Genomic DNA, 23127 nt, shown 5'->3' on the forward strand with positions numbered 1-23127 from the left:
GCCATGACGAGCATCCCGGAGCAGTACCGCTACCTGACCGATGCGCCGCTGTTCGCCCACCTGGCGACGGTGCGGCCGGATGGGTCGGCGCAGTCGAACCCGATGTGGTTCAAGGTGGTGGGTGACGAGATCCGCTTCACGCACACCTCGAAGCGGCAGAAGTACAAGAACCTGCAGGCGAACCCGACGATGAGCCTGTCGATCACCGATCCCGAGCAGCCGCACCTCTACGTCGAGCTGCGCGGACACCTGGCCGGGGTCATCGAGGATCCCACGGGCGCCTTCTACGTGGAGCTGCAGAACCACTACGGCAACCCCTCGGAGCAGGCGCCGCCGGACGCCGCGGACCGCGTCATCCTGCGGATGGCGATCGACAAGGTGACGGGCCGGGTCTAGCCGGTCACTCCCGCGAGGGCAGGTGCACCTCGAGCTCGTACAGCGCGCGCGGCTCGGCCGCATCGGCGCGCTCACCGGCCAGCCCGAGCTTGCGGTAGAACTCGGCAGCGACGTCGAGCGACTGCCACTCGAGCACCCGGATGCGGGTCTGCTCCTCGGCCCACTGCCGCACCGCGCGGAACAGCGCGGTGCCCGCGCCGCGGCCCCGCGCCTCCGGTGACACCCACAGGTCGTGCATGCGGGCGATCGACCAGTCGCGCTGCGGCGCCGGGCCGTAGTCCTGCGCGGCGGCATAGCCGAGCAGCTGCCCGCCGGCCTCGGCGACGACGATGTGGTGCGCGTCGTTCACGACCAGGGCCTCGAGGCGCTCGCGGTAGCGGTCGACCTTCTCGTCCTCCTCGTCGACCGAGCGATGGGCGGCGATCAGCTGCTGCAGCACGGCCGCGTCTGCCGCGGCCGCTCGCCGGATCGTGATGTCGCCATCGCCCATGTCGTCAGCGTAGCCGTCGCCGCGCGGCGCACCGGCCGCAGCCGGAGCCTCAGGCGACCGCGACGTGCTCGGCGCACGCCGGCTCGCACGCGTCGCAGACCGGCACCTGCGTGCGGCACGACCACAGGCGGCAGTTGCCCATGTCGCCCGTCGGCGCCCCGCAGCTCGCGCACGAGCCGATCACAGCCGCATCCGCCCCGAACGACACCGTCTGGCGCTGGTCGAAGACGTAGAGCGAGCCCTCCCAGAGGCCGCGGTTGCCGAAGCTCTCGCCGTAGCGGACGATGCCGCCGTCCAGTTGGTAGACCTCCTGGAAGCCGCGCTTCGCCATCAGCGACGACAGCACCTCGCAGCGCACGCCGCCTGTGCAGTAGGTCACGATCGGCTTGTCCTTCAGGTGGTCGTAGGCGCCGGAGTCGAGCAGGTCGACGAAGTCGCGCGTCGTCTCGACGTCGGGCACGATCGCGCCCTTGAAGCGCCCGACCTCGGCCTCGAAGCGGTTGCGCCCGTCGAAGAACACCACGTCGTCGCGGCGCTCGACCAGCTCGTGCAGCTCACCCGGCTTCAGGTGCGTGCCGCCGCCGACGACCCCGTCCGCGTCGACCTCGAGCTCGTCGGGCGCGCCGAAGGTCACGATCTCGTCGCGCACCTTGACGCTCAGCCGCGGGAAGTCGGCGCCGGTGCCGCTCGACCACTTGATGTCCATGCCACGGAACCCCGAGTACTCCCTGGTGGCGCGCGCGTAGCGCTGCAGCGCATCCGTCACGCCGCCGACCGTGCCGTTGATGCCGTGCGGCGAGACGATGATGCGGCCGGTCAGCCCGAGCTGCTCGCAGAGCGCGCGCTGCCACAGCCGCACCGCCTCGGGGTCAGCGATCGGCGTGAAGCGGTAGTAGAGCAGCACCTTGTGCATTGTTCGATTCTCCCAAACGACGGCGGATGCTCTGCACGGCTCGGGCAGGATGCTCACGTGAACATGTGGGTGCAGTGGCTGCTGGCGATGACCGTGAAGAGCAAGGGGCGCCCTGCGCTCGGACTCGACGAGGTGGCGCGCACGCCGTTCGTGGTGCTGCCGACCGACATCGACCTGCTCGGGCACATGAACAACGGCCGCTACCCCTCGTACATGGATCTCGCCCGCGTCGACATGACGGTGCGCACCGGCATGCAGGCGGCGCTCGAGCGAGCGGGCATCTATGCGGTGGTCGGGCAGTCGACGATGGTCTACCGCCGCTCGCTCGACCTGTGGCAGCGCTTCGACATCGAGACGGCCGTGCTCGGCGCCGACGAGCGGGCCGTCTACCTGCAGCAGCGCTTCGTCGTCGACGGGGAGCTGCACGCGCGCGGCATCGTGCAGGGGCGCTTCATCGAGAAGGGCGTCGGCACGGCGCCCGTCGCGCGCGTCGTGGAGGTGCTGGAGGCGGCCGGCGTCCGCGTAGCGCTGCCGGAGCTCGACGAGCGGGTGCGCGACTGGGCCGAGACGAACCGGCTGCCCTCGAACCGCCTGCCCGCGCCCTCGAGCTGGTCGGGCCGCACGCCCCGATAGCTGCGCGCTGCGCGGCCGCGACGCTGGCTTCGCCGCGCGGCCCGCGGTCGTTCAACCGGCCCTGCGTGGCGTCGAGCTGATCGTTCGGTCGGGCAACGCTGTCACCGGTTGGAGGACAGGTGCCCGCGCCCGAGGCGGTCGGCGCGCCGCGTCACAGGCGCTCCGCGAGCAGCTCCAGCGCCGCATGGGCGGCGTTGTGGCCACCGATGCCGGAGACCGCGCCGCCGCGCCGCGCGCCGGAGCCGGCGAGCAGCACGCGCGGGTGGGCCGTCTCGACGCCCCACGCCGCCGCAGGACTCTCGGGCTCTGCCTCGAGCCACGGCCAGGACAGCGGCCCGTGGAAGATGTTGCCGCCCGGCATCGCGAGCGCCTCCTCGATGTCGCGCGTCGTCTTCGTCTCGATCGCGCGGCCGGCGCCCCCGACCCCCTCGAGCAGCAACGGCTCGATGGGCTCGGCGAGCACCGAGTCGAGCGAGGCCAGCGCCGCGCGCTCGAGCTCGGCGCGCATCCGCTCGTTGTTCTCGCTCGTCAGCAGCCGGTCCGGCACGTGCAGCCCGAAGACGGTGAGCGTGTGGGCGCCGGATGCGCGCAGCTCGTCGCCGAGGATCGTCGGATCGGTGAGCGAGTGGCAGTAGATCTCGCACGGCAGGGGGGCGGGGATGCCGCCGCCGCTCGCGCTCGCGTGCGCGGCACCGAGCTGCGAGTAGGCCTCGTTGATGTGGAAGGTGCCGCCGAAGGCCGCCTCGGACGAGACGTCGTCGCGCAGGCGCGGCAGCCGCCGCAGCAGCATGTTGACCTTCACCTGCGCGCCCTCGGGCCGCTCGGTCGCCGGCGCCTCGTCACCCAGCAGCCGGGCGAGCACGTGCGGCGCGACCGCCGAGAGCACCAGGTCGAACTGCGCCGTCAGCTCGGTGCCGGTCGGCAGGCCCGCGCTCTCCAGCGGCAGCCCGCCGATCCGCTCCTCCCAGGTGACCTCGCCGTCCGGCGTGACGCGGGTGACGGTCACCCCCGTGATGATCGAGGCGCCGGCAGCGCGCGCCGCGGCCTCGAGGCCGCCGGAGACCCGCCCCATGCCGCCGATCGGCACGTCCCAGTCCCCGGTGCCGCCGCCGATGACGTGGTAGAGCAGGCAGCGGTTCTGCTCGAGCCCCGGATCGTCGAGCGCCGCGAAGGTGCCGATGAGCGCGTCGGTCGCGATGACGCCGCGCACGAGGTCGTGGTCGACGGCGCGCTCGATCGCGTCGCTGATCGGAGCGTCGACGATCTCGGACCAGGCGGATGCGCCTCCCGCGGCTTCGCGCGCCGCGGCCGCGGTGGGCAGGGGCCGGGTCAGCGTCGGGAAGAGCGAGGCGGCGAGGCGCGTCGTGCGGTCGGAGAAGGACGCGAAGCCATCGGCATCGCTCGCGGCGCCGATCGCCGCGAACGACGCGCGAGTCGCCGCCTCGTCGCCGGCGTCGATGAGCAGCCCGGGCCTTCGCCCTGACGCTGCGGGGCCGCGCAGCAGGGCATCGGGCAGCGGCGTGTAGCTCGAGTAGCGCCGCCGGGCGAGCCGCACGTCGAGCCCCAGATCATCGATGATCTGCTTCGGCATGAGGCTGACGAGGTAGGAGTAGCGCGACAATCGCGCGTCGAGGCCCGCGAAGCCGTCGGTCGACACCGCTGCGCCGCCGGGGTGCGGCAGCCGTTCGAGCACCGTCACCTCGACGCCCGCGCGGGCGAGGTAGGCGGCGGCGGTGAGGCCGTTGTGGCCTCCGCCGATGACGGCGACCCGCGGCGGCCGGCCCGTGCTGCCGGTCCTTCGGCTGGATGCTGCGCTGGCCATGCTCTCTCCTCGTGCGACGACGGATGCGTCGGCCCGCCCCGGTGCGACGACGCGGCTGGGGCCCGCACGCATACGATATGCGGCATGACCCAGCAGCCCAGGGACGACGACTTCGACGCGCTCATCAAGGAGGGCATCGAGGCGGCGGACCAGGATCATCCGACCGCGTCGGGGGATGCTGCACCACAGCACGCGAGCGCCGACGAGCCGGCGCAGGAGCAGCCGGCAGCGAGCCAGTCCGCGCCGACGCCGTCGCACCAGGGCGAGGCCTTCGAGCCCGTGCCGCTCAGCACCGGCCCCGCCTTCGAGATCGACGACGCCACGTGGGCGCGCGCGGTCGCGCCGTACGAGCCCGTCGAGGTGCCGCGCATCCCGCGGTCGGTCGATGCCCCGCCCGCTGGCTGGTCGCTCTCTGCCGACGTGGCCGATGTGCCGACCGTGCAGATGGATGCGCTCGAGCTCGACGCCGAGCTGCGTGCCGCGTCGCTCGCGCCGGTGCCCGAGGCGGCGCAGGTGGAGGTGCCGGAGCCCGAGGCGGCGCAGGTGGAGGTGCCGGAGCCCGAGCCGGAGCCCGCCCCGGAGCCGCAGCCCGAGCCGCAGCCCGAGCCGGAGCCGGAGCCGGAGCCGGAGCCGGAGGCCGAGCCCGAGCCCGCACCCCCCGCAGCCGCACCCGTGCCCCCGGCCCCCGCGAGCGGCGACGACGACCCCTTCGCGGCGGCCGCCATCGAGCGAGTCCGCACCTGGATCGCCCGCCCCGCGTCCGGCAAGCGCGACAAGGCGGAGGAGCGGCTCGCTGGCCTGCTGGGGGATCCGCAGGGCCTCGCCTTCGCGGTCGGCTTCGTCGACAAGGTCGTGCGTCCCGAGGACCCGCGCATCGGCGCTCGCAACTTCGAGGAGCTCAGCCGCGACATCCCGGGCTTCCTCGACTGGTACCTCAAGCTCGGCGTCACGCTCGGCGGCGGCTTCGGCATCGTGACGCCGAAGCTGATCATCCCCGTGGTGAAGCGCGCGATGCGCGAGATCGTCTCGCACCTCGTCATCGACGCGAGCCCCGCGCGACTCGCGAAGCCGCTCGCCAAGCTGCGCGAGGAGGGCAACCGCCTCAGCATCACCCTGCTCGGCGAGGCCGTGCTCGGCGACGAGGCGGCAGCCGACCGCCTCGAGCGCACGATGGAGCTGCTGCGGCGCGACGACGTCGACCACGTCTCCGTGCAGGTCTCGTCGGTGGTGCCGCAGCTGCAGCTGTGGGCGTTCGACGAGACGGTCGAGCTGGCGGTCGAGCGCCTGCTGCCGCTCTACCGGCTCGCCGCCCAGCCGAGCGCACCGAAGCTCATCACCCTCGACATGCACGAGTACCGCGACCTCGACGTCACGATCGCGGTGTTCGAGCGGTTGCTCATGCGGCCAGAGCTCGCGCGGCTCGAGGCGGGCATCGTGCTGCAGGCATATCTGCCCGACGCGCTCGCCGCCTACCGCCGCCTCGCCGCCTTCGCCAAGCAGCGCCGCGCGCAGGGCGGCGCCGGCATCAAGGTGCGGCTCGTGAAGGGCGCGAACATCGCCATGGAGCGCGTCGACGCGGCGCTCCACGGCTGGCCGCTCGCGGTGCTGCCCTCGAAGGAGTCGAGCGACGCGAACTTCAAGCGCGTGCTGCACGAGGCGCTGCTGCCCGAGAACGCCTTCGCCGTGCGCGTCGGAGTCGCCAGCCACAACCTCTTCGACCTCGCCTACGCCGCTGAGCTCGCCCGCCACCACGGCACGCACCAGCGCGTCGACGCCGAGATGCTGCTCGGCATGGCTGCCGATCACCGCGAGGCCGTGCGCGAGCTCTTCCCGAACCTCGTGCTCTCCACCCCCGTCGTGCACCCCGACCGATTCGACGCCGCGGTCCCCTACCTGATCCGCCGGCTGGAGGAGAGCGCAGCGGACAGCAACTTCGTGTCGAGCATGTTCGAGCTCGCCGACCCTGCCGTGCTCGAGCGCGAGCAGGCCAGGTTCCTCGGCTCGCTCGCGCTCATGCGCCGCGAGGATGCGGCGCGCGCCGAGGGGGAGGCGCCGCATCCGACCCGCACGCAGGATCGCGCCGGCGACCTACAGGCGGCCATGGCGCATCCGACCGGCTTCGCCAACGAGCCCGACACCGACCCGGCGCTGGCCGCGAACCGCGACTGGGCGCGCCAGGTCGTGCAGCGCGCCGCGACCAGCGAGCTCGGCCTGCGCACGCTCGAGCTCAACCGCATCGAGGACTGGCCGACCCTCGAGCGCCGCATCGACCGCGCCGCGCAGGCGGCGAGCGGATGGGCCGGGCTGGGCGCCGAGAGCCGCGCGCGGGTGCTGCGCGACGCGGCAGAGGCGCTCGGCGCCTACCGCGGCAGGCTGATCGAGATCATGATGGCCGAGACGGGCACGACGCTCGCCGATGCCGACCCGGAGGTCTCGGAGGCGATCGACTTCGCCCGCTGCTCCGCCGAGCAGGCGCTCGAGCTCGACCGGATCGAGGATGCCTCGCCGCGGCCGGTGGCGCTCACCGTCGTGACGCCGCCGTGGAGCTCGCCCGTCGCCATCGCCGCCGGCGGCGTGACCGCGGCGCTCGCGACCGGCTCGGCCGTCATCCTCAAGCCCGCCCCGCAGGCCCGCCGCTCCGCGGCCGTCATGGTCGAGGCGCTCTGGCAGGCGGGCGTGCCGCGCGAGGTGCTCGTGCTGTGCGACGTGGAGGAGGGCGAGCTCTCGCGCCAGCTGGTCGCGCACCCCGCCGTCGGGCGCGTGATCCTGACCGGCTCGACCCAGACGGCCGAGCTGTTCACCTCGTGGCGACCCGAGCTGCCGCTGCTCGCCGCGACGAGCGGCAAGAACGCCATCGTCGTCACCCCCTCGGCCGATCTCGAGCTCGCGGCCGCCGACATCGTGCAGAGCGCCTTCGGTCACGCCGGGCAGCGGTGCTCCGCGGCATCCGTCGTCATCATGGTGGGCACGGTGGGCGACTCGCAGCGCTTCCGACGCCAGCTGGTCGACGCGGCGACCACGCTGCGCGTCGGCAGCCCGCTCGACACGCGCACGCACATCGGACCGCTCATCGAGCCGGCGCACGGCGCGCTGCTCGGCGCGCTCACGACCCTCGAGGAGGGTGAGGAGTGGCTGCTCGAGCCGAAGCAGCTGGACGATGCCGGTCGCCTGTGGTCGCCCGGCATCCGCGACGCCGTCGAGCCTGGCTCGGTGACGCACCTGACCGAGCTCTTCGGGCCGCACCTGTCCCTCATCGAGGTGGAGACGCTCGACGAGGCCATCGACGTGCAGAACGCCACCGAGCTCGGGCTGACGGCGGGCATCCACTCGCTCGATCCCGCGGAGGTGGCGCAGTGGATCGACGAGGTCCGCGCCGGCAACCTGTTCGTCAACCGCGGCATCACCGGTGCAATCTGGCGCCGCCAGCCCTTCGGCGGCTGGAAGCGCTCGCAGGTCGGGCCGGGCGCGAAGGCGGGCGGGCCGAACTCCCTGACGACGCTCGTGGACTGGGAGCCGATCGACCGCGGGCCCCGCGCCTCCGTGCGGCTGCACGGGCTCGACCGCCGCGTCTCGGAGCTGATCGAGGCCGCGACGCCCGCCCTCGACTTCCTCGAGTTCGACCGCGTGCGTGCGGGCGCCAACAGCGATCAGGCCGCGTGGGACGCCGAGTTCGGCACCCCTCGCGACGTGGCGGAGCTCGGCGTCGAGCGCAACGTGCTGCGCTACCGGCCGGCCGACATCCTCATCCGCGTCGCCGACGACGGCTCGGTCGCCGACCTCGTGCGGCTGCTCGTCGCCGCGGCCAGGACGCGCGCCATCGTGCGCCTGTCGACCGCCGTCGAGGTCCCGAGCCGCATCGTGCAGCTGTCCAAGCAGGCGATCCCGCACGTGCGCATCGAGGAGCTCGTCGAGGAGACCGACGCGCAGTTCCGCGCGCGGATCGCCGACGGCTCCGTGCTGCAGGCGGTGGAGAACGTGGATGCGCTCGGCCTGACCCGGGTGACCGAGCCGCTCCGGCGCATCCGCCTGGTGGGCACCGACCCGGGGCTGCGGGCGGCGCTCGCGGGCACCGCGACGGTCGCGGTCTACGACGGTCCGGTGACCGCGGAGGGCCGGGTGGAGCTGCTGCCGTTCCTGCGCGAGCAGTCGATCTCGATCACGGCGCACCGCTTCGGCACGCCCGACGCCGAGATGCAGGCGCTGCGGCTCTGAAGCACCGGCCTGCTTGACTGGGCACCATGCGGTACGGATACAAGGCCAGCGCCGAGCAGTTCAGCCCGGCGGAGCTGCTCGAGCTCGTGCAGCTCGCCGAGCAGGTCGGGCTCGACAGCGCGTTCATCAGCGATCACCTGCAGCCCTGGCGACACGACGAGGGCCACGCGCCCAACGCCGTCGCCTGGCTCGGCATGGCGCTCGAGCGCACCTCGACGCTCACGCTCGGCACCTCGGTGCTCACACCCACCCTGCGCTACCACCCGGCGGTCGTCGCGCAGCAGTTCGCGACGCTCGGGCAGGTGCACCCGGGCCGCCTGATCCTCGGCATCGGCACTGGGGAGGCGCTCAACGAGCAGATCATCGGCGTCCCGTGGCCAGAGCTCAAGGAGCGCTTCGCGCGGCTGCGCGAGGCCGTGCGCCTGATGCGCCGGCTGTGGAGCGAGGAGCGCGTGGAGTTCGAGGGCGACTACTACCGCACCACGGGCGCGACGATCTACGACCGACCCGAGCAGCCCATCCCGATCTACGTCGCCGGCGGCGGGCCCGCCACGACGCGCTACGCGGCGCGCTTCGCCGACGGGCACATCTGCACCTCGGGCAAGGGCGACGAGTACTACCGGGACACGATCGTCGCGAACCTCGAGGAGGGCCTCGCGAAGGCCGAGCGCGACTCCTCCGAGGTCGAACGCATGATCGAGATCAAGGTCTCCTACGACCGCGACGCCGACGCCGCCCTGCACAACACTCGCTTCTGGGCTGCGCTGTCGCTCTCGCAGGAGCAGAAGCACTCCGTGCACGACCCGATCGAGATGCAGCGGCTGGCCGACGAGCTGCCGATCGAGCAGGTCGCGAAGCGCTGGATCGTGGGTTCGGATGCGGCAGAGGTCGCGGGCGCGATCGCCCACTACGCAGAGCTCGGGTTCACGCACCTCGTGTTCCACGGGCCGGGCGGGGATCAGCGTCGCTTCCTCGAGCAGTTCTCCGAGGACGTGCTGCCGCTGCTGCCCGCGCGCTGAAGCGAGGATCGGGGACGCGTGATGCGTCCCCCGATCCTGGTCCACGCCTAGGCCGGCACGGCCTCCGTCGCCACGCGGCGCACGAGCGGCAGCGCGCACGCGGTGGCGCCGAGCGTCACGGCGACCGCACCGACGGCCATGGCCGCCCAGGTGAGCACCGAGCTCGGGTTGTCCCACCAGATGACGATCGTCGGCAGGATGAGCAGCAGCGCCATGCCGGCCGCGCCGCCGACCGCGACGAGCAGCGGCAGCGTCACCTGGCGCATGATCGCGCCCTGCATCACGGGCAGGTCGACACCCATCTTGTGCATCGCCTGGTGCTCGCGGCGCTGGTCGAGCACCTTCGCCGACTGGGCGATGCCGGCCAGCACGGCGCCGAGGACGGCCGCGATCGCGATGGTCAGGGCTGCGCCCGTGGCCATGTCGCGGCTCATCGGGTCGTCGCCGGCGGCCATCGCCGGCGCCATGGAGGCGAACCCGCCGGCCATCACGGCGATCGCCATGGCGCCGACGATGTTGAAGGCGCCGCGGGGGTCGTCGACCACCCGGCGCGCGGCGAGGAGCGTCGCGGGGCGACGGGCGCCCTTCGCGACGAGCCACGCGATGCCCTGGATCACGAGCGGCCCGATGAGCGAGTAGGCGAGCACGACGATGCCGATGAACACGATCGCGACGCTCGTCTCGACCGGGATCCACCCGAGGCCCACCGTGACCACGTAGACCGCGACGACCAGCAGGAAGCCCGCGATCCGCCAGAGGGACAGGCGCTTGGCGGTGACGCGCTGCGCCACGCCGAGCGGCGTCACGTGCACGCGGCGCAGCGAGGCGAGGGCGGCGCCGAGGGCGATCAGGATGACGGCACCGCCGGCCGCGAGCCAGACCCACGCGGGCGGCAGCAGCTCGGCGACCGTGAACGGCAGCCCCTGGAACTCGATCCTGGCGATGCCGGGCGTGACAGCGAGCGCGAGCATCGCGCCGACGAGCACGCCGACGAGAGCCTGCGCGACCGCGTCGAGCACCGCCATGGCGCTGACCTGGCCGCGAGTGGCGCCGGCGAGGCGCAGCGCCGCGAGCCGGTCGTCGCGGCGGGCGATCGCCAGCCGCACGGCGGCCTGCGCGAGCGTCCACACGGCGGGCAGCAGCAGGGCGGCGGCGACGAACGCGAGGGTGAGCACGAAGGAGCCGCTCGCCTCGTCGACGGCGCCGGTCTCGAGGCGCAGGCGGAAGGCATTGACGCCGCCGAGCACGGCGAGCAGCGCCGCGGTCGCGAAGGCGAAGGCGATGGCGCTCAGCACGTCGGTCGCGCGCGGGCCGGTGGCGCGCAGCAGGCGCGCCCAGAGCCTGATGGCGGTCATCGCCCGGCCTCGATGCTGCCGGTGCCCCACTGCTGCATCGGGTTCGCGACGCGCTGGCCGCCGCGCGGGTCTGCGTAGGAGGGCTCGCCGTAGGGAGCGGGATGCGCGGGCAGGGGCGCGGCGGCCCAGCGCGTGGGCTGGCCCGGCGCTGCCTGCACCTGCGCGAGCTGCGCCGGCTGCACCTGGGTGGCCGGCGCGGCCGCCTGGGGGACGTATCCGGCGTCGGCCGCGTGCACCGGCGCATCCGCCCGCTGCTCGTTCGGGCCGTCGCTGACGACGTGACCGTCCTCGAGGCGGATCACGCGCGAGCAGGCGGCGGCGACCTCGGGGTCGTGGGTGACGACGACGAGCGAGGCGCCGTGGCCGAGCGTCGCGCCGATGAGCAGCGCCATGACGGCCTGGCCGGTCGAGCGGTCGAGCGCGCCGGTGGGCTCGTCGGCGAAGACGATGCCCGGGTTGCCGACGAGCGCACGGGCGATGGCCACGCGCTGCGCCTGGCCGCCGGAGAGCTCGCCGGGCCGGCGATGCAGCATGCCGCCGAGTCCGAGCCGGTTGAGCAGGGCGCCGGCGGCGGCCTCTGCCCCCGAGCGCAGCCCGCCGCCGAGCATGAGCGGCAGGGCCACGTTCTCGATCGCCGGCAGCTCGGGCAGCAGCTGCCCGGACTGGAAGACGAAGCCGAAGTCGTTGCGGCGCAGCTTCGTGCGCTGGCCGTCGCGCATGGTGGCGAGATCCTGCCCGCGCCAGACGACGCGGCCGTCGGCCGGGGCGACGATGCCTGCGAGCACGTGGAGGAGGGTCGACTTGCCGGAGCCCGAGGGGCCCATGATCGCGACGGCCTCCGGGCCCTCGGCACCGATCGTCAGGCTCACGTTCGCGAGCGCTGCGGCGGCCGAGTTGCCCTCGCCGTAGGTGTGGGTGAGCTGGTGGGCGTCGAGTCTGTTGGTCTGCATGGTTCCACCTCACACCGGCGCTGGCCGCCGCGGGGGGCCTTTGCATCGGCGGTCGGATGGCGGATCATCCGAGCGGATGACAGGTGCGCTGGGTCGTGCATCCCTAGGCTGGTCCCGTGACGATCGCAGCCGAGAGGATCCAGGCAGAGGGCACCTCGACGCGAGCGATCGCGATCGTGCCAGCGGCCCTCGTGACGCTCGGCGCGATCCTGCTGTTCTGGGTGCTGAGCGACTGGGGCTACCTGCCGCTCGTCGCCGGCGTCGTCGGCGGCATCCTCACCGACCGCGCCGGCGCCTCCCGCAAGCTCGGCCAGGACCTGGCGATCATCGCGATCGCCCTCACCTGGATCAGCTTCATCTCGCTCCACGCCGACCTCTCGAACGAGGGCATCCTGCGGTTCACCGTCGCGCTCGGCGGCGCCGTCCTGATCCCGTACGCGATCACCCGCTGGGCCTTCGAGGATCACGCGATCCGCTTCCCGTGGCAGGGCGGCCGCTGGACCCGCCGCATGTGGACGTACATCGCCGTCGTGGTGCTGGCGGCCTACCTGATCCTGCCGTTCTACTTCCTCACCTCCGGCGTCTACCGCAACTGGCCGGCGGTCGAGGACGCCGACATGATCGCGCGCCTCTTCATGGGCGTGAACGCGGTGGGCCTCTGGGACGAGCTGTTCTTCATCTGCACCGTCTACACGCTGCTGCTGCGGCACTTCCGCCCGTGGATCGCGAACATCCTGCAAGCCGGCATCTTCGTGTCGTTCCTGTGGGAGCTCGGCTACCAGTCGTGGGGGCCGCTGCTGACGATCCCGTTCGCGCTCGTGCAGGGCGCCATCTTCTCCTGGACGAAGAACCTCCTCTACGTCGTGACGGTGCACCTGCTCTTCGACGCCGTCGTCTTCCTCGTCATCGTGCACGCGCACCATCCGGAGGCGCTGCCGATCTTCCCGCTCATCCACGGCTTCTGAGCCGCACGGGTCCGCCGGGCGGATGCGGGGTTCCGCCCGCGGGTCGCCGTCGGTAGCCTCTCGCCATGGCCATCGCTCAGCACCCCTCGCTCGTCATCGACTGCCCCGATGCGGCAGCGCTCGCGCGCTTCTACGGCGCGCTGCTCGACTGGCCCGTGCACCCCGACGGCGACGACGAGGACGACTGGTACGAGATCCGCGCCGAGCACGGGCAGGTCATCTGCTTCCAGCAGGTCGACGACTACCGCGCGCCTGAGTGGCCCGGACAGGAGCACCCGCAGCAGATGCACCTGGACGTGAGCGTCGACGACCTCGACGAGGCGGAGGCGGCGGTCGTCGCCCTCGGCGCGACGAAGCACGAGCACCAGCCGGGCACGACGTTCCGCGTCTTCCTCGACCCGGCCGGGCATCCGTTCTGCCTCTGCGTCGCCTGACGGCACGCGAGCAGCAGCCACGGCTCAGCGCCCTCTCAGTCGCGAGCGCGCAGCGCGAGGAAGCTCGCGAGGTCTGCGACCACGTCGGCGGAGACCGCAGGGTGCGTGAGCAGCGTCAGGAAGCGGCTGGAGAGCGCCGCGTGAGCGCGCCCGTGCTGCCGGCGCTGCAGCCAGCGCTCGGTCGGCAGCAGCACGCGCAAGGACCTCGGCAGTGAGCGCTCGACGACCGCTCGGGCGTCCGGCATGAGGTAGGCGGTGATCTCCTGCCCGCGCAGGCGCGACCGCGTCGCGCTCGCCGTCACCGCGCGCACGTGCAGCCACGACACCGTCTGCCCGCCGCTCAGCGCGAAGCCCTCGCGCGTGAGCGTCAGCGAGGGCTCGCCGCGCACCATCTTCGCCACCAGCACCGCCTCGAGCCACACGATGCCCGCGGCGATCGCGCCCATCAGCACCGCCGGCCACAGCATCCGCTCGTCGCCCTCGACGAGTCGCCCCACGGCGCCGACGGTCACCGCGGCCGGCACGACGAGCGCACCGAGCCCCGCGAGCGCAGACCACAGCTGCCACCGCCAGCTGGACCGGATCGTCACGGAGCCCTGGTTGAGCTCGTCGATCAGCGCGTCGAGCTCGGCCTGGAACGCCTGGGTCCTGCGCCTGGGGATGCCCGCCTCGTCAGCCACGCCCCGATCCTCTCGCACCGGCCCGCAGCCGACGCCACCGCCGCGCGCCGCTCGGCCTAGGCTCGAGCGGTGACCGCTTCCCCCACTGCCCTGACGACCGTCCTCCTCGACGTCGACACAGGCATCGACGACGCCCTCGCCATCTTCACGGCTGCCCTCTCGAACGAGATCGACCTGGTCGGCTGCACCGTGGTGTGGGGCAACGTGGATGTCCAGCAAGGGGCGCGCAACACCGCGGCGGTGCTGCAGCTCGCCGGCCACGGCGACGTGCCGATCGCGATCGGCGCCGCGGGCCCGAGGGGCGGCGCCGAGGCGGTCTTCTCGCCGCAGGTGCACGGCGCTGACGGGCTGGGCGGATGCGCGGACACGGCGCACGTGCCCGTGCTGTCGCGCGGTCGGTCGGCAGGCGCCGCCGGCAGCCCGGAGAGCGCCGTCGAGCTCATGCTGCGGCTCAGCCACGAGCACGCCGGCGTGCTCGAGATCGTCGCGGTCGGACCGCTCACGAACCTCGCTGCGGCACTCGACGTCGATCCGACGCTGCCGGAGCGCATCCGGCAGGTCACCGTCATGGGCGGGGCTGCGCTCGCGCAGGGCAACGTCAGCGAGACCGCCGAGGCCAACATCTGGCACGACCCGGAGGCCGCGCAGGTGGTGTTCGACGCGCCCTGGGAGCTGACGATGGTGGGGCTCGACGTGACGATGACCTCGCTCATCACCGATGAGCACCGCGCGCGGCTCGCGGCCGGTGGCGCCGTCGGGCGGTTCTCGAGCGAGATCCTCGACTTCTACCTCGACTTCTACGAGCAGTACACGGGCGAGCGGGCCTCCGGGAACCACGACGCGCTCGCGCTCGCGGTCGCCACCGGGCTCGTGAAGACCACCCTCTCGCCCATCGTCGACGTCACCGTCGACTGCTCCGAGGGGCCGACCCGCGGGCGCACGGTGACGACGCTCGAGGGGGAGTGGGGGCAGTGGCCCGAGCGCGATGGCGCCCGACACCGCGTCGTGATGGAGGTCGAGCCGGGCTTCGAGGAGCGCATGGTCGACCTGCTGGCGTCAGCGCACCCGGAGGTCTGACGGCTGGCAGACTGGGAGGCTCGTGCCCGATCACCCCAGTCGGACATCCCTCGAACGGTGCTGCCATGAGCGCCGAGAACGGTGCTGCGTGCCTGCACTCCTGCTGCTCTGGAACGTGGCGCGCGGTGCGCTCATCGGCGTCAGCGAGATCATCCCCGGTGTGAGCGGCGGCACGATCGCCCTGCTGGTGGGCGTCTACGAGCGACTGATCCAGTCGGCCGCGGAGCTCGTGCGGGGCGTCGTGCGGTTCGTCCTCGACGTCCCGCGGGGGCGTGGCACCGCTGGCGCGCGCGAGCACCTGCTCGCGGTCTCGTGGAGCACCGTGCTGCCGGTCGGCATCGCGATGCTCGCGGCCGTCGTGGTCGGCGCCCGCATCGTCGCGCCCCTCGTGGAAGCGCATCCGCTCGAGGCTCGGGCCCTGTTCGCGGGGCTCATCGCAGCATCGCTCGTCGTTCCCGCGCGCATGCTCGGCGGGCGCTGGCGGCTGCGCGACTGGGCGCTCGCGGTGCCGGCGGCGGTGCTGAGCTTCCTCCTCACCGGTCTGCCGGCCGCGGACGCCGCCGAGCCGGGAGCGCTGGCGATCGTCGCATCCGCCGCCGTCGCCATCTGCGCGCTCGTGCTGCCGGGCGTCTCCGGCTCCTTCGTGCTCGTGACCACCGGCATGTACGAGCCGACGCTCCGAGCCCTGAACGCCGGCGACGTCGCGTACGTCGCGCTCTTCGCGGTCGGTGCCGTGCTCGGGCTCGCGGTCTTCGTGCAGGTGCTGCTGTGGCTGCTGCGGCAGCACCATCGCGTGACCCTCGCGATCATGACCGGCCTGATGGCGGGCTCGCTGCGGGCGCTGTGGCCCTGGCAGACCGAGGAGCGTGCGCTGCTGGCCCCGAGCGGCGACGTCGTCGCCCTCTCGCTGTGGTTCGCGCTGGGCCTCGTCGTGGTGGGCGCGCTGCTCGCCGCCGAGGCTCTCGCGAAGCGTCGGTCGAGCCGGTAGAGCCGCTCGCGTCAGGCGACCGAGCCCATCCGCCGCACGGCCTCTTCGATCACGTCGGGGCGGGTGCCGAGGTTGAACCGCACGTGGTTCTCGCCGCCGGTGCCGAAGGCCTCGCCGGCGTTCAGGCCGACGCGGGCGCGCTCGAGGAAGGCCTTCGCCGGACCGGTGGAGAGGCCGACGTAGCCGGCGTCGGCGCGCGACCCCGGGTCGGCGACGCGCGTCCGGCTGCAGTCGAGCCAGGCGAGGAACGTGGCCTCGCCGGGCTGCCAGCGGATGCTCGGCGCATGCTCGGCGAGCAGGCGCGCGAGCAGCGCGCGGTTCGAGCGCAGTCCGCCGAGCACCTCGTCGAGCCAGTCGCGGCCGTCGTCGAAGGCGGCGATGTGCGCGATGGAGGCCAGGTGCGAGGGGCCGTGGCTGACGACCTCGGCGATGCCCGCGAGGTCGGCGCCCGTGTCCTCGCCGCCCACGATGAGCGCCGTGCGCAGGCCCGCGAGGTTCCAGGCCTTCGAGGCGCTCGTGATCGAGAAGCCGCGCGGGTCGACGCTCCAGTACGGCGTGAACTCGGCGTCGAACAGCAGCGGGGCGTGCACCTCGTCGGCGATCACGCGCACCGCATGCCGCGCGGCGATCTGCGCGACGGCCTCGAGCTCTGCGCGCGTGTGCACCGTGCCGGTGGGGTTGTGCGGGTTGCAGAGCAGCAGCACGGCGCCGGCATCCGCAGAGGCGGCGCAGGCCTGGTCGATGGCGGCCAGGTCGAGCCGCAGGTCGGCGCCGAGCGGCGCCTCCACGACCGCGCGCTCAGCATGCCTCGAGTACGCGTGGAACGGCGGGTAGACGGGGCTCGGCACGATCACCCGGCCGCCCGGCGGCGTCAGGAGGCGGATGAGCTCGAACGCGCCCATCATGACGTCGGAGACGAGCGCAGTGCGCGGCACCTCGACCCGGGCACCCCAGCGATCCTCGGCGAAGCGCGCGAACGCCTCGGCGTAGCCCGTGCCGAACGGGTAGCCGGTGTCGCCGCGACCCAGGGCATCCGTGACCGCGCGGGTCACCGCCTCGGCCGGCAGCACATCCATCTCCGCCACCCACATCGGCAGCACGTCGGGCTCGAAGAAGCGCCACTTGATGCTGGTGCGCTGCGAGAGGTCGGCGAAGGACACGCGCTCGAAGGGATGCATGGCCTCATCCTCTCAACCGGCCAGCTGGCAGGGCAGCACCGCCTGGCGGGCTCGCGCACCGATGGGCTGGTCGAGCGTCAGGCGACCTGGCGCATCAGGCCCGTGTCGACGTCGTAGAGGAAGCCCCCGACGCGCGCGCGGTCACCGATCAGCGGGTGCGAGCGCACGCGGTGCACGTCCTCGATGATCGCCAGCTCCTGGTGCTCGATCGCGCCGAGGTCGAGCCACGACGCGTCGTGCCCGGCCGCGGACGAGATGTCGGCGAGCAGCTCGCGCTCGGACTTCGAGGCCATCGCGCAGCGCGTGTGCTGGACGAGCAGGATGCGGTCGACGCCGAGCAGGTTCGCGCCGAGCACGAGTGCGACGAGCGTGCGCTCGGTGGCGCGGCCGCCGGGGTTGCGGAGGATCTTCGCGTCGCCGGGCACGAGCCCGATCATGCCGAGCGGGTCGATGCGGGAATCCATGCACGTCACCATCGCCACGCCCGACTTCGCGACGCCGTCGAAGCCCTGCAGGTCGAAGTTGGCGGAGAACTCCCGGTTGTGCGCGAGCAGGTCGTCGAAGGCGTGATCCATGGTCAAGAACCTATGCCCTCGTGCGAGCATGGCCCGCATGGAGATCCGCGCCACCGCCCGACAGATCGACGCGATCTCGCGCCGCTACGCCGAGATCTACGGCTTCGAGCGCGACGCCGACTGGCTGGTGCTGAAGCTGCAGGAAGAGGTCGGCGAGCTCGTGCAGGCCTATCTCGCGAAGACGGGCAGGCAGCGCGACAAGGGGCACAGCGCCGAGGAGATCGAGCGGCGCTTCAGCCTCGAGCTCGCGGATGCGCTGGGCATGCTGCTCGCGCTCGCGGAGGCGACGGGCGTCGACATCGAGCAGGCCATCGATGACAAGTGGCTCGTCTGGGATCGCCGCACCTCGCAGCGCGCTGGCGAGCTCGACGCCCCCGCGCACGACTGATCGGCACGAGGCCCCGACTGTCGCCCGATCCGCACTGCTGCGCGCCAGGCACGGCAGATAGCCTGCCTGCATGACGCAGACCGCCATCATCGTCGGTGCAGGACTGGGCGGCCTCGCCGCAGCTCGAGGCCTCGAGGCCGCAGGCTGGCAGGTGCGCGTGCTCGAGGCGGCGCCGCAGGTGCGCGCCATGGGCGCCGGCATCTCCATCACCGAGAACGGCCTCGCGGCGCTCGACGAGCTCGGCGTCGGCGACGCCGTGCGCGAGGCCGCGGTGCGCGCGCTGCCCGAGGGCACCTTCACCGACCAGGGCACGCCGCTGCAGCGAGGCATGCACGCCGACTCGAGCGCCATCCGCGCCATCCACCGGGGCACGCTGCTCGACATCCTGCGCGGCGACCGCGAGGTCGAGACCGGCATGCGCGTCGTGTCTGCGACGGATGCGTCCGAGGGCTCGCGCCCCTCGGTCACGATCGAGCACGGCGCGGCCGACCCCGACTCCTCCGACGCGCGCTCGGAGCGCGAGCGCCGCAAGGATCGCGCGCGCGGCACGAAGCTGGGGCGCCGGCTGCACCGCGCGCTCGAGCCGGGCGACGACCCCATCGACCGCAGGGCAGAGGCGCGTGCCTCGAAGGCACAGGTGCGCGCCGTCGAGGAGTCGCGCTTCGAGCGCCTCGAGGCAGACCTCGTCGTCGGGGCCGATGGCATCGACTCGGCGGTGCGTCGCGCGCTGTGGCCGAAGGCTCGCACCGACTACTCGGGCGCCACCTCGTGGTACGGCGTCGTGCAGGCAGCGGCCGACTCCCCGGCCGGGCCGCGGGTCTACCTCGGTCGCGGCGCCGAGTTCGGCATGGAGCCGATCGACGGCGGGCGCATCTACTGGTGGGGCATGGCGTTCGCGCGCATGGGGCGCAGCTCCAAGGACGAGATCGCCGCAGCGCTGCGGCAGTTCGACGACTGGGCGCCAGAGGTGCGCGACCACATCGCTGCGACGGCGCAGCAGGGCATCGTCCACCGCGACCTGTGGTCGCTCGCGACCCGCCTCGACTCCTACCACCGGCCCGGCGTCGTGCTCGTCGGCGATGCGGCCCACGCGATGCTGCCGACGCTCGGCCAGGGCGGCAACACGACCTTCGAGGATGCCGCCACGCTCGGCATCCTGCTCGAGGAGCACGGCACCGAGGATGCGCTGGAGGCCTACGACGCTGAGCGCATCGCCCGCACGCAGCGCCTCATGGGCCTGTCGGAGCGCATCGCGCGCTCGAGCACGCGCACGCGCAGCCCGCTGCTCGTGGCGGCGCGCAACGGCCTGCTGAACCTCACCCCGGCGCTCGCGAGCGAGATCGCGGCCGATTGGGTGCTGGCCTGGCGCTCGCCGCGCGACCCGAGCTGACGGGAACAGGCCCCTCAGGTTCGCGGCGCCTCGGCACTGCCCTGCGCCGCACGGGCGGCCAGACCCCGTGGTCGCGCGCCCTCCGGGCGCTCCTGCGCCTCGGCGAGCAGGAGCGGGAAGATCAGCTCGCGGTTGAGCGGCGCCTCCGCCTCGTCGTCGATGCCCACCGAGGGGTGGATCCAGCGCACCGCCTCGATCTCTGCCCGGGGTTCGGGGTCGATCGCCAGCCGCGAGCGGAAGACGCTGGCCCGCAGCGCGAAGCCCGCCTCGTTCGCCGCCCGCGTCTCGAAGTCGCCCATCGGATGCAGCCCGTCGATCGCGATCTCGACGCCGAGCTCCTCGCGCACCTCCCGCACGGCGCACTCGGCCGCGCTCTCGCCGGCCTCGGGCTTGCCGCCCGGCAGCATCCACGCGCTCGTGCCGCGCTTGCGCACCGTCAGCACCGCGCCGTCAGCGCGCTCGAAGCAGATCGCCGACACGGTGATGACGCCCATGCGATCAGGCTAGGCGGTGCTGGCCGCTGGGGAGTTCTCCCCATCGCGCTTCCAGGATCCTCGGCCTACGTTGATGATGCTGGCTCGCACGGGCAGCACAAGGCTTGAGGAAAGGAACGATCGCATGAGCGACTTCGGAGCTTCATATTCCGAGATGGAGTCGGTGGCGGGCAAGCTCGACACTGGCAAGGAGGACATCTCGGGTGTCCTGAAGGACCTGAAGAGCCAGGTGGACACGCTGCTGGGCGAGGACTTCAAGACGCAGCACGCGTCGGGCAAGTTCGGTGAGGGCTACGAGGAGCTCACCACGGGTCTGGACCAGGCCATCGAGGGCATCTCGGACATGGGCGAGGCGCTGCGCGGCATGATGCAGGCGATCCAGTCGCTCGACGAGCAGCTCGCCGGCAGCTGACACGCTGATCTGCGCAGGATGGCGGGCCGGCAGCGCCCGCCATCTTGCTGTGCCGGTCGGCACTACCCAGCGTGGCGGCTGATGAGCTTCGAGAGCAGGATGGCCGAGGTCGTGTGGTCGACCGAGGCGGCGGCGCGCACCTTCTCGAGCGCTTCCTCGAAGGCGATCACGTCGCGCGCGCGCATCATGACGATCGCGTCGGCCTTGCCGGTGACCGTGCTCGCCTCGATGACCTCCGGCACGCCGGCGAGCATGCGCTTCAGGTCGGCGGGGGAGACGGTGCCGCGGCAGAAGAGCTCTACATACGCCTCTGTCGCGAGGCCTTCGACCTTCGGATCGATCTGCACCGTGAAGCCGCGGATCACCCCGTCGGCGATCAGGCGGTCGATGCGCCGCTTCACCGCGGAGGCGGACAGCCCCACCTCCGCGCCGATGTCGGCGTAGCCTGCGCGCGCGTTCAGGCGCAACTGGTCGATGATGCCGTGATCGATGCGGTCCATATGCACGAATCTACGGCCGACAGGGGTCGATCTGCAAAGAAAGTGCGCTTCGGCCCGCGCAATTGCGTCGATTCGTTGCGACCATCGAAGCATGCAGCACACCGCCACCTCGACCGCGCTCTCGGGCGACCGCACCGCCAAGTCCAAGACGGTGCTCATGTGCCGACCGGAGCACTTCACGGTCAGCTACGCCATCAACCCGTGGATGGACCCCTCGAAGCCGACGCGCACCGAGGTCGCCCTCGCGCAGTGGCAGACGCTGCACGACGTTTACGTCGGCCTCGGCTACGACGTCGAGCTGATCGACCCGGTGACCGGGCTCGACGACATGGTCTACGCAGCGAACGGCGGCTTCACGCTCGACGGCAAGGCCTACGGCGCCAAGTTCACCTATGCGGAGCGCATGCCCGAAGGCCCCGCCTACATGGCATGGTTCGCCGACAACGGCTTCGAGGTGCACGAGCCCGAGCACGTCAACGAGGGCGAGGGCGACATGCTGCTCTCGCAGGGAGCGATCCTGGCCGGCCACGGGTTCCGCACGAGCCTCGAGTCGCACGACGAGCTGCGACGCGCCTTCGACCGCGAGGTCGTGAGCCTGCGCCTGGTCGACCCGCGGTTCTACCACCTCGACACCGCGATGGCGATCCTCGACGACGAGCAGATCGCCTACCTGCCGGCCGCCTTCGACGAGGCCAGCCAGGCCGTGCTCCAGCGCCGCTACCCCGACGCCGTCATCGTCGACGAGGTCGACGCATCCGTCCTGGGCCTGAACTCCTTCGGCGACGGCCGCACGATGGTGATCGCTCAGCGCGCCACCGGCTTCGAGCGCCAGCTCGCCGAGCGCGGCTTCGAGACCATCGGCCTCGACCTCTCCGAGCTGCTGCTCGGCGGGGGCGGCATCAAGTGCTGCACGCTCGAGCTGCGCCGCTGACCACGCACCCCATCACGACGACGAACCAGGAGACGACGATGACGACGGATGCGCTGCAGCACGACGGCACGACGACCCACGAGGGCGAGCCCGCGGTGAGCGCCGCCACCGCGGCGGCGATCGACCAGGTCGAGGCGCACGCCGCGCACAACTACCACCCGCTGCCGGTGGTGGTGGAGCACGCGGAGGGTGCCTGGGTCACGGACGTGGATGGCCGTCGCTACCTCGACTGCCTCGCCGCCTACTCGTCGATGAACTTCGGGCACGGCAACCCGCGGCTGCTGGCCGCCGCCCACGCGCAGCTCGATCGCGTGACGCTCACGAGCCGCGCCTTCCACTCGGCGGCGCTCGGCCCCTTCGTCGAGGCGCTCGCCGAGCTCGCAGGCAAGGACATGGTGCTGCCGATGAACACGGGCGCCGAGGCGGTGGAGTCGGCCATCAAGGTCGCGCGCCGCTGGGCCTACCAGGTCAAGGGCGTCGAGGCGGATCGCGCCGAGATCATCGTCATGGAGGGCAACTTCCACGGCCGGACGACGACGATCGTGTCGTTCTCGGACGACCCGGACGCGACCACCGGCTACGGCCCGTTCACGCCCGGCTTCGTGCGCGTGCCCTTCGGTGACGCCGGCGCGCTCGAGGCGGCGATCGGACCGAACACGGCCGCGGTGCTGCTCGAGCCCATCCAGGGTGAGGCCGGCATCAACGTGCCGCCGCCCGGCTACCTGCGGGCGGTGCGCGAGATCACCGAGCGCGAGCGCGTGCTCATGATCGCCGACGAGATCCAGTCCGGCCTCGGCCGCACCGGCGCCACCTTCCAGTGCGACAACGAGGGCGTCGTGCCCGACGTCTACCTGCTGGGCAAGGCCCTCGGCGGCGGTGTCGTGCCCGTCTCCGCGGTGGTCGCGAACAGCGACGTGCTCGGGGTGCTCACGCCCGGCTCGCACGGCTCGACCTTCGGCGGCAACCCGCTGGCGGCGGCCGTCGGTCTCGAGGTGGTGCGGATGCTGCAGGAAGGTGCGATGCAGGCTCGCGCCCGCGAGCTGGGCGCTCGCCTGCAGGAGGGCCTCGGCGCGCTCATCGGGCACGGGGTCACGGCGGTGCGCGGTGCGGGCCTGTGGGCCGGCATCGACATCGATCCCTCCTACGGCACGGCGCGCGACGTCTGCCTGCGGCTGCTCGAGCGGGGGATCCTCGCGAAGGACACGCATGGTCAGACCGTGCGGCTCGCCCCGCCGATCGTGATCGACGAGGCCGATCTCGACATGCTCGTGCGCGAGTTCGAGGCTGCCCTCGCGCATTAGTCCTGGACGGGTCGCGCGGGCTCC

23 protein-coding genes are annotated in these 23127 nt (G+C 72.6%); 13 read left to right on the forward strand and 10 right to left on the reverse strand.

Translation table 11 applies throughout. The features are described 5' to 3' along the window. Window positions 1-3 precede the first annotated feature (3 nt). The gene (locus tag BQ6202_RS12945) at window positions 4-396 is read left to right on the forward strand and encodes a PPOX class F420-dependent oxidoreductase (protein ID WP_072314806.1); all 393 of its coding nucleotides are present in this window, start codon (window positions 4-6) and stop codon (window positions 394-396) included. A gap of 4 nt (window positions 397-400) precedes the next feature. Here the strand turns inward: BQ6202_RS12945 and BQ6202_RS12950 are convergent, their stop codons facing one another. Together BQ6202_RS12950 and trhO are read right to left on the reverse strand one after the other, a co-directional pair. Beyond that, complete coding sequence (locus BQ6202_RS12950) at window positions 401-886, reverse strand: GNAT family N-acetyltransferase (RefSeq protein WP_072314807.1); 486 nt, start codon at window positions 884-886, stop codon at window positions 401-403. Between the two features lie 49 nt (window positions 887-935). After that, window positions 936-1799 carry an oxygen-dependent tRNA uridine(34) hydroxylase TrhO gene (trhO, locus tag BQ6202_RS12955; RefSeq protein WP_072314808.1) on the reverse strand — a complete coding sequence of 288 codons (864 nt, stop codon included), beginning with the start codon at window positions 1797-1799 and terminating at the stop codon, window positions 936-938. 63 nt (window positions 1800-1862) lie between these two features. Here trhO and BQ6202_RS12960 point away from each other — a divergent pair, with 63 nt between their 5' ends. Next, on the forward strand, window positions 1863-2432 hold the full coding sequence (locus tag BQ6202_RS12960) for a thioesterase family protein (protein ID WP_234946237.1): 570 nt from the start codon (window positions 1863-1865) through the stop codon (window positions 2430-2432). 151 nt (window positions 2433-2583) lie between these two features. Here the strand turns inward: BQ6202_RS12960 and BQ6202_RS12965 are convergent, their stop codons facing one another. Continuing rightward, window positions 2584-4254 (reverse strand): phytoene desaturase family protein, encoded by a 1671-nt coding sequence (locus BQ6202_RS12965; RefSeq protein WP_072314810.1) that lies wholly within the window; start codon window positions 4252-4254, stop codon window positions 2584-2586. Window positions 4255-4338: 84 nt separating this feature from the next. Between BQ6202_RS12965 and BQ6202_RS12975 the strand changes: the two genes are divergently transcribed. Then, entirely contained in the window at window positions 4339-8466 is a 4128-nt protein-coding gene (locus BQ6202_RS12975) for a bifunctional proline dehydrogenase/L-glutamate gamma-semialdehyde dehydrogenase (protein WP_234946214.1), read from the forward strand. A 26-nt stretch (window positions 8467-8492) separates the two neighbouring features. Then, window positions 8493-9485, forward strand: coding sequence for a glucose-6-phosphate dehydrogenase (coenzyme-F420) (gene fgd, locus BQ6202_RS12980; protein WP_072314811.1), 993 nt, complete (start codon window positions 8493-8495; stop codon window positions 9483-9485). Between the two features lie 47 nt (window positions 9486-9532). On the opposite strand, the gene BQ6202_RS12985 is transcribed toward fgd, so the two are convergent. Together BQ6202_RS12985 and BQ6202_RS12990 are read right to left on the reverse strand one after the other, a co-directional pair. Next, window positions 9533-10840 (reverse strand): FtsX-like permease family protein, encoded by a 1308-nt coding sequence (locus BQ6202_RS12985; RefSeq protein WP_072314812.1) that lies wholly within the window; start codon window positions 10838-10840, stop codon window positions 9533-9535. Next, window positions 10837-11790 (reverse strand): ABC transporter ATP-binding protein, encoded by a 954-nt coding sequence (locus tag BQ6202_RS12990; protein ID WP_072314813.1) that lies wholly within the window; start codon window positions 11788-11790, stop codon window positions 10837-10839. The genes BQ6202_RS12985 and BQ6202_RS12990 overlap by 4 nt, the downstream gene beginning before the upstream one ends. A 122-nt stretch (window positions 11791-11912) precedes the next feature. Here BQ6202_RS12990 and BQ6202_RS12995 point away from each other — a divergent pair, with 122 nt between their 5' ends. Next, the gene (locus tag BQ6202_RS12995; protein ID WP_200792295.1) at window positions 11913-12755 is read left to right on the forward strand and encodes a CPBP family glutamic-type intramembrane protease; all 843 of its coding nucleotides are present in this window, start codon (window positions 11913-11915) and stop codon (window positions 12753-12755) included. A 65-nt stretch (window positions 12756-12820) separates the two neighbouring features. After that, on the forward strand, window positions 12821-13189 hold the full coding sequence (locus BQ6202_RS13000) for a VOC family protein (RefSeq protein WP_072314814.1): 369 nt from the start codon (window positions 12821-12823) through the stop codon (window positions 13187-13189). A 35-nt stretch (window positions 13190-13224) separates the two neighbouring features. On the opposite strand, the gene BQ6202_RS13005 is transcribed toward BQ6202_RS13000, so the two are convergent. Then, on the reverse strand, window positions 13225-13869 hold the full coding sequence (locus BQ6202_RS13005) for a hypothetical protein (RefSeq protein WP_072314815.1): 645 nt from the start codon (window positions 13867-13869) through the stop codon (window positions 13225-13227). Between the two features lie 69 nt (window positions 13870-13938). Here BQ6202_RS13005 and BQ6202_RS13010 point away from each other — a divergent pair, with 69 nt between their 5' ends. Together BQ6202_RS13010 and BQ6202_RS13015 are read left to right on the forward strand one after the other, a co-directional pair. Then, window positions 13939-14946, forward strand: a complete 1008-nt coding sequence (locus BQ6202_RS13010) for a nucleoside hydrolase (RefSeq protein ID WP_200792256.1) — start codon at window positions 13939-13941, stop codon at window positions 14944-14946. A gap of 88 nt (window positions 14947-15034) precedes the next feature. Then, the gene (locus BQ6202_RS13015; RefSeq protein ID WP_072314816.1) at window positions 15035-15934 is read left to right on the forward strand and encodes a DUF368 domain-containing protein; all 900 of its coding nucleotides are present in this window, start codon (window positions 15035-15037) and stop codon (window positions 15932-15934) included. Between the two features lie 11 nt (window positions 15935-15945). Here BQ6202_RS13015 and BQ6202_RS13020 read toward each other — a convergent pair whose 3' ends face one another. Then, a complete protein-coding gene (locus BQ6202_RS13020; protein WP_072314817.1) occupies window positions 15946-17112 on the reverse strand; it encodes a MalY/PatB family protein in 1167 nt (388 codons plus the stop codon). Window positions 17113-17189: 77 nt separating this feature from the next. Next, window positions 17190-17687 carry a beta-class carbonic anhydrase gene (locus BQ6202_RS13025; RefSeq protein WP_072314818.1) on the reverse strand — a complete coding sequence of 166 codons (498 nt, stop codon included), beginning with the start codon at window positions 17685-17687 and terminating at the stop codon, window positions 17190-17192. Between the two features lie 37 nt (window positions 17688-17724). Here BQ6202_RS13025 and BQ6202_RS13030 point away from each other — a divergent pair, with 37 nt between their 5' ends. After that, window positions 17725-18075 (forward strand): nucleoside triphosphate pyrophosphohydrolase family protein, encoded by a 351-nt coding sequence (locus tag BQ6202_RS13030; RefSeq protein WP_072314819.1) that lies wholly within the window; start codon window positions 17725-17727, stop codon window positions 18073-18075. A gap of 70 nt (window positions 18076-18145) precedes the next feature. Next, a complete protein-coding gene (locus tag BQ6202_RS13035) occupies window positions 18146-19465 on the forward strand; it encodes an FAD-dependent monooxygenase (RefSeq protein ID WP_072314820.1) in 1320 nt (439 codons plus the stop codon). 14 nt (window positions 19466-19479) lie between these two features. Here BQ6202_RS13035 and BQ6202_RS13040 read toward each other — a convergent pair whose 3' ends face one another. Next, on the reverse strand, window positions 19480-19959 hold the full coding sequence (locus tag BQ6202_RS13040; RefSeq protein WP_072314821.1) for an NUDIX hydrolase: 480 nt from the start codon (window positions 19957-19959) through the stop codon (window positions 19480-19482). Window positions 19960-20083: 124 nt separating this feature from the next. Here BQ6202_RS13040 and BQ6202_RS13045 point away from each other — a divergent pair, with 124 nt between their 5' ends. Next, on the forward strand, window positions 20084-20371 hold the full coding sequence (locus tag BQ6202_RS13045; protein ID WP_083587280.1) for a WXG100 family type VII secretion target: 288 nt from the start codon (window positions 20084-20086) through the stop codon (window positions 20369-20371). A gap of 62 nt (window positions 20372-20433) precedes the next feature. On the opposite strand, the gene BQ6202_RS13050 is transcribed toward BQ6202_RS13045, so the two are convergent. Continuing rightward, window positions 20434-20871 carry an Lrp/AsnC family transcriptional regulator gene (locus BQ6202_RS13050; RefSeq protein WP_072314823.1) on the reverse strand — a complete coding sequence of 146 codons (438 nt, stop codon included), beginning with the start codon at window positions 20869-20871 and terminating at the stop codon, window positions 20434-20436. Window positions 20872-20962: 91 nt separating this feature from the next. Here BQ6202_RS13050 and ddaH point away from each other — a divergent pair, with 91 nt between their 5' ends. Both ddaH and rocD read left to right on the forward strand, forming a co-directional pair. Beyond that, on the forward strand, window positions 20963-21802 hold the full coding sequence (ddaH, locus tag BQ6202_RS13055) for a dimethylargininase (RefSeq protein WP_072314824.1): 840 nt from the start codon (window positions 20963-20965) through the stop codon (window positions 21800-21802). A gap of 38 nt (window positions 21803-21840) precedes the next feature. Further along, entirely contained in the window at window positions 21841-23103 is a 1263-nt protein-coding gene (rocD, locus tag BQ6202_RS13060) for an ornithine--oxo-acid transaminase (protein ID WP_072315185.1), read from the forward strand. The last annotated feature ends 24 nt before the right edge of the window (window positions 23104-23127 follow it).

This window comes from Agrococcus sp. Marseille-P2731 (genome assembly GCF_900117395.1).
Classification (GTDB): domain Bacteria; phylum Actinomycetota; class Actinomycetes; order Actinomycetales; family Microbacteriaceae; genus Agrococcus.

Bases quoted from the DNA above. Each gene is read 5' to 3' on its own strand.
- BQ6202_RS12945 (WP_072314806.1), top strand. From the start codon at position 4: ATGACGAGCATCCCGGAGCAGTACCGCTACCTGACCGATGCGCCGCTG.
- BQ6202_RS12950 (WP_072314807.1), bottom strand. From the start codon at position 886: ATGGGCGATGGCGACATCACGATCCGGCGAGCGGCCGCGGCAGACGCG.
- trhO (WP_072314808.1), bottom strand. From the start codon at position 1,799: ATGCACAAGGTGCTGCTCTACTACCGCTTCACGCCGATCGCTGACCCC.
- BQ6202_RS12960 (WP_234946237.1), top strand. From the start codon at position 1,863: ATGTGGGTGCAGTGGCTGCTGGCGATGACCGTGAAGAGCAAGGGGCGC.
- BQ6202_RS12965 (WP_072314810.1), bottom strand. From the start codon at position 4,254: ATGGCCAGCGCAGCATCCAGCCGAAGGACCGGCAGCACGGGCCGGCCG.
- BQ6202_RS12975 (WP_234946214.1), top strand. From the start codon at position 4,339: ATGACCCAGCAGCCCAGGGACGACGACTTCGACGCGCTCATCAAGGAG.
- fgd (WP_072314811.1), top strand. From the start codon at position 8,493: ATGCGGTACGGATACAAGGCCAGCGCCGAGCAGTTCAGCCCGGCGGAG.
- BQ6202_RS12985 (WP_072314812.1), bottom strand. From the start codon at position 10,840: ATGACCGCCATCAGGCTCTGGGCGCGCCTGCTGCGCGCCACCGGCCCG.
- BQ6202_RS12990 (WP_072314813.1), bottom strand. From the start codon at position 11,790: ATGCAGACCAACAGACTCGACGCCCACCAGCTCACCCACACCTACGGC.
- BQ6202_RS13000 (WP_072314814.1), top strand. From the start codon at position 12,821: ATGGCCATCGCTCAGCACCCCTCGCTCGTCATCGACTGCCCCGATGCG.
- BQ6202_RS13020 (WP_072314817.1), bottom strand. From the start codon at position 17,112: ATGCATCCCTTCGAGCGCGTGTCCTTCGCCGACCTCTCGCAGCGCACC.
- BQ6202_RS13025 (WP_072314818.1), bottom strand. From the start codon at position 17,687: ATGGATCACGCCTTCGACGACCTGCTCGCGCACAACCGGGAGTTCTCC.
- BQ6202_RS13030 (WP_072314819.1), top strand. From the start codon at position 17,725: ATGGAGATCCGCGCCACCGCCCGACAGATCGACGCGATCTCGCGCCGC.
- BQ6202_RS13035 (WP_072314820.1), top strand. From the start codon at position 18,146: ATGACGCAGACCGCCATCATCGTCGGTGCAGGACTGGGCGGCCTCGCC.
- BQ6202_RS13040 (WP_072314821.1), bottom strand. From the start codon at position 19,959: ATGGGCGTCATCACCGTGTCGGCGATCTGCTTCGAGCGCGCTGACGGC.
- BQ6202_RS13045 (WP_083587280.1), top strand. From the start codon at position 20,084: ATGAGCGACTTCGGAGCTTCATATTCCGAGATGGAGTCGGTGGCGGGC.
- BQ6202_RS13050 (WP_072314823.1), bottom strand. From the start codon at position 20,871: ATGGACCGCATCGATCACGGCATCATCGACCAGTTGCGCCTGAACGCG.
- ddaH (WP_072314824.1), top strand. From the start codon at position 20,963: ATGCAGCACACCGCCACCTCGACCGCGCTCTCGGGCGACCGCACCGCC.
- rocD (WP_072315185.1), top strand. From the start codon at position 21,841: ATGACGACGGATGCGCTGCAGCACGACGGCACGACGACCCACGAGGGC.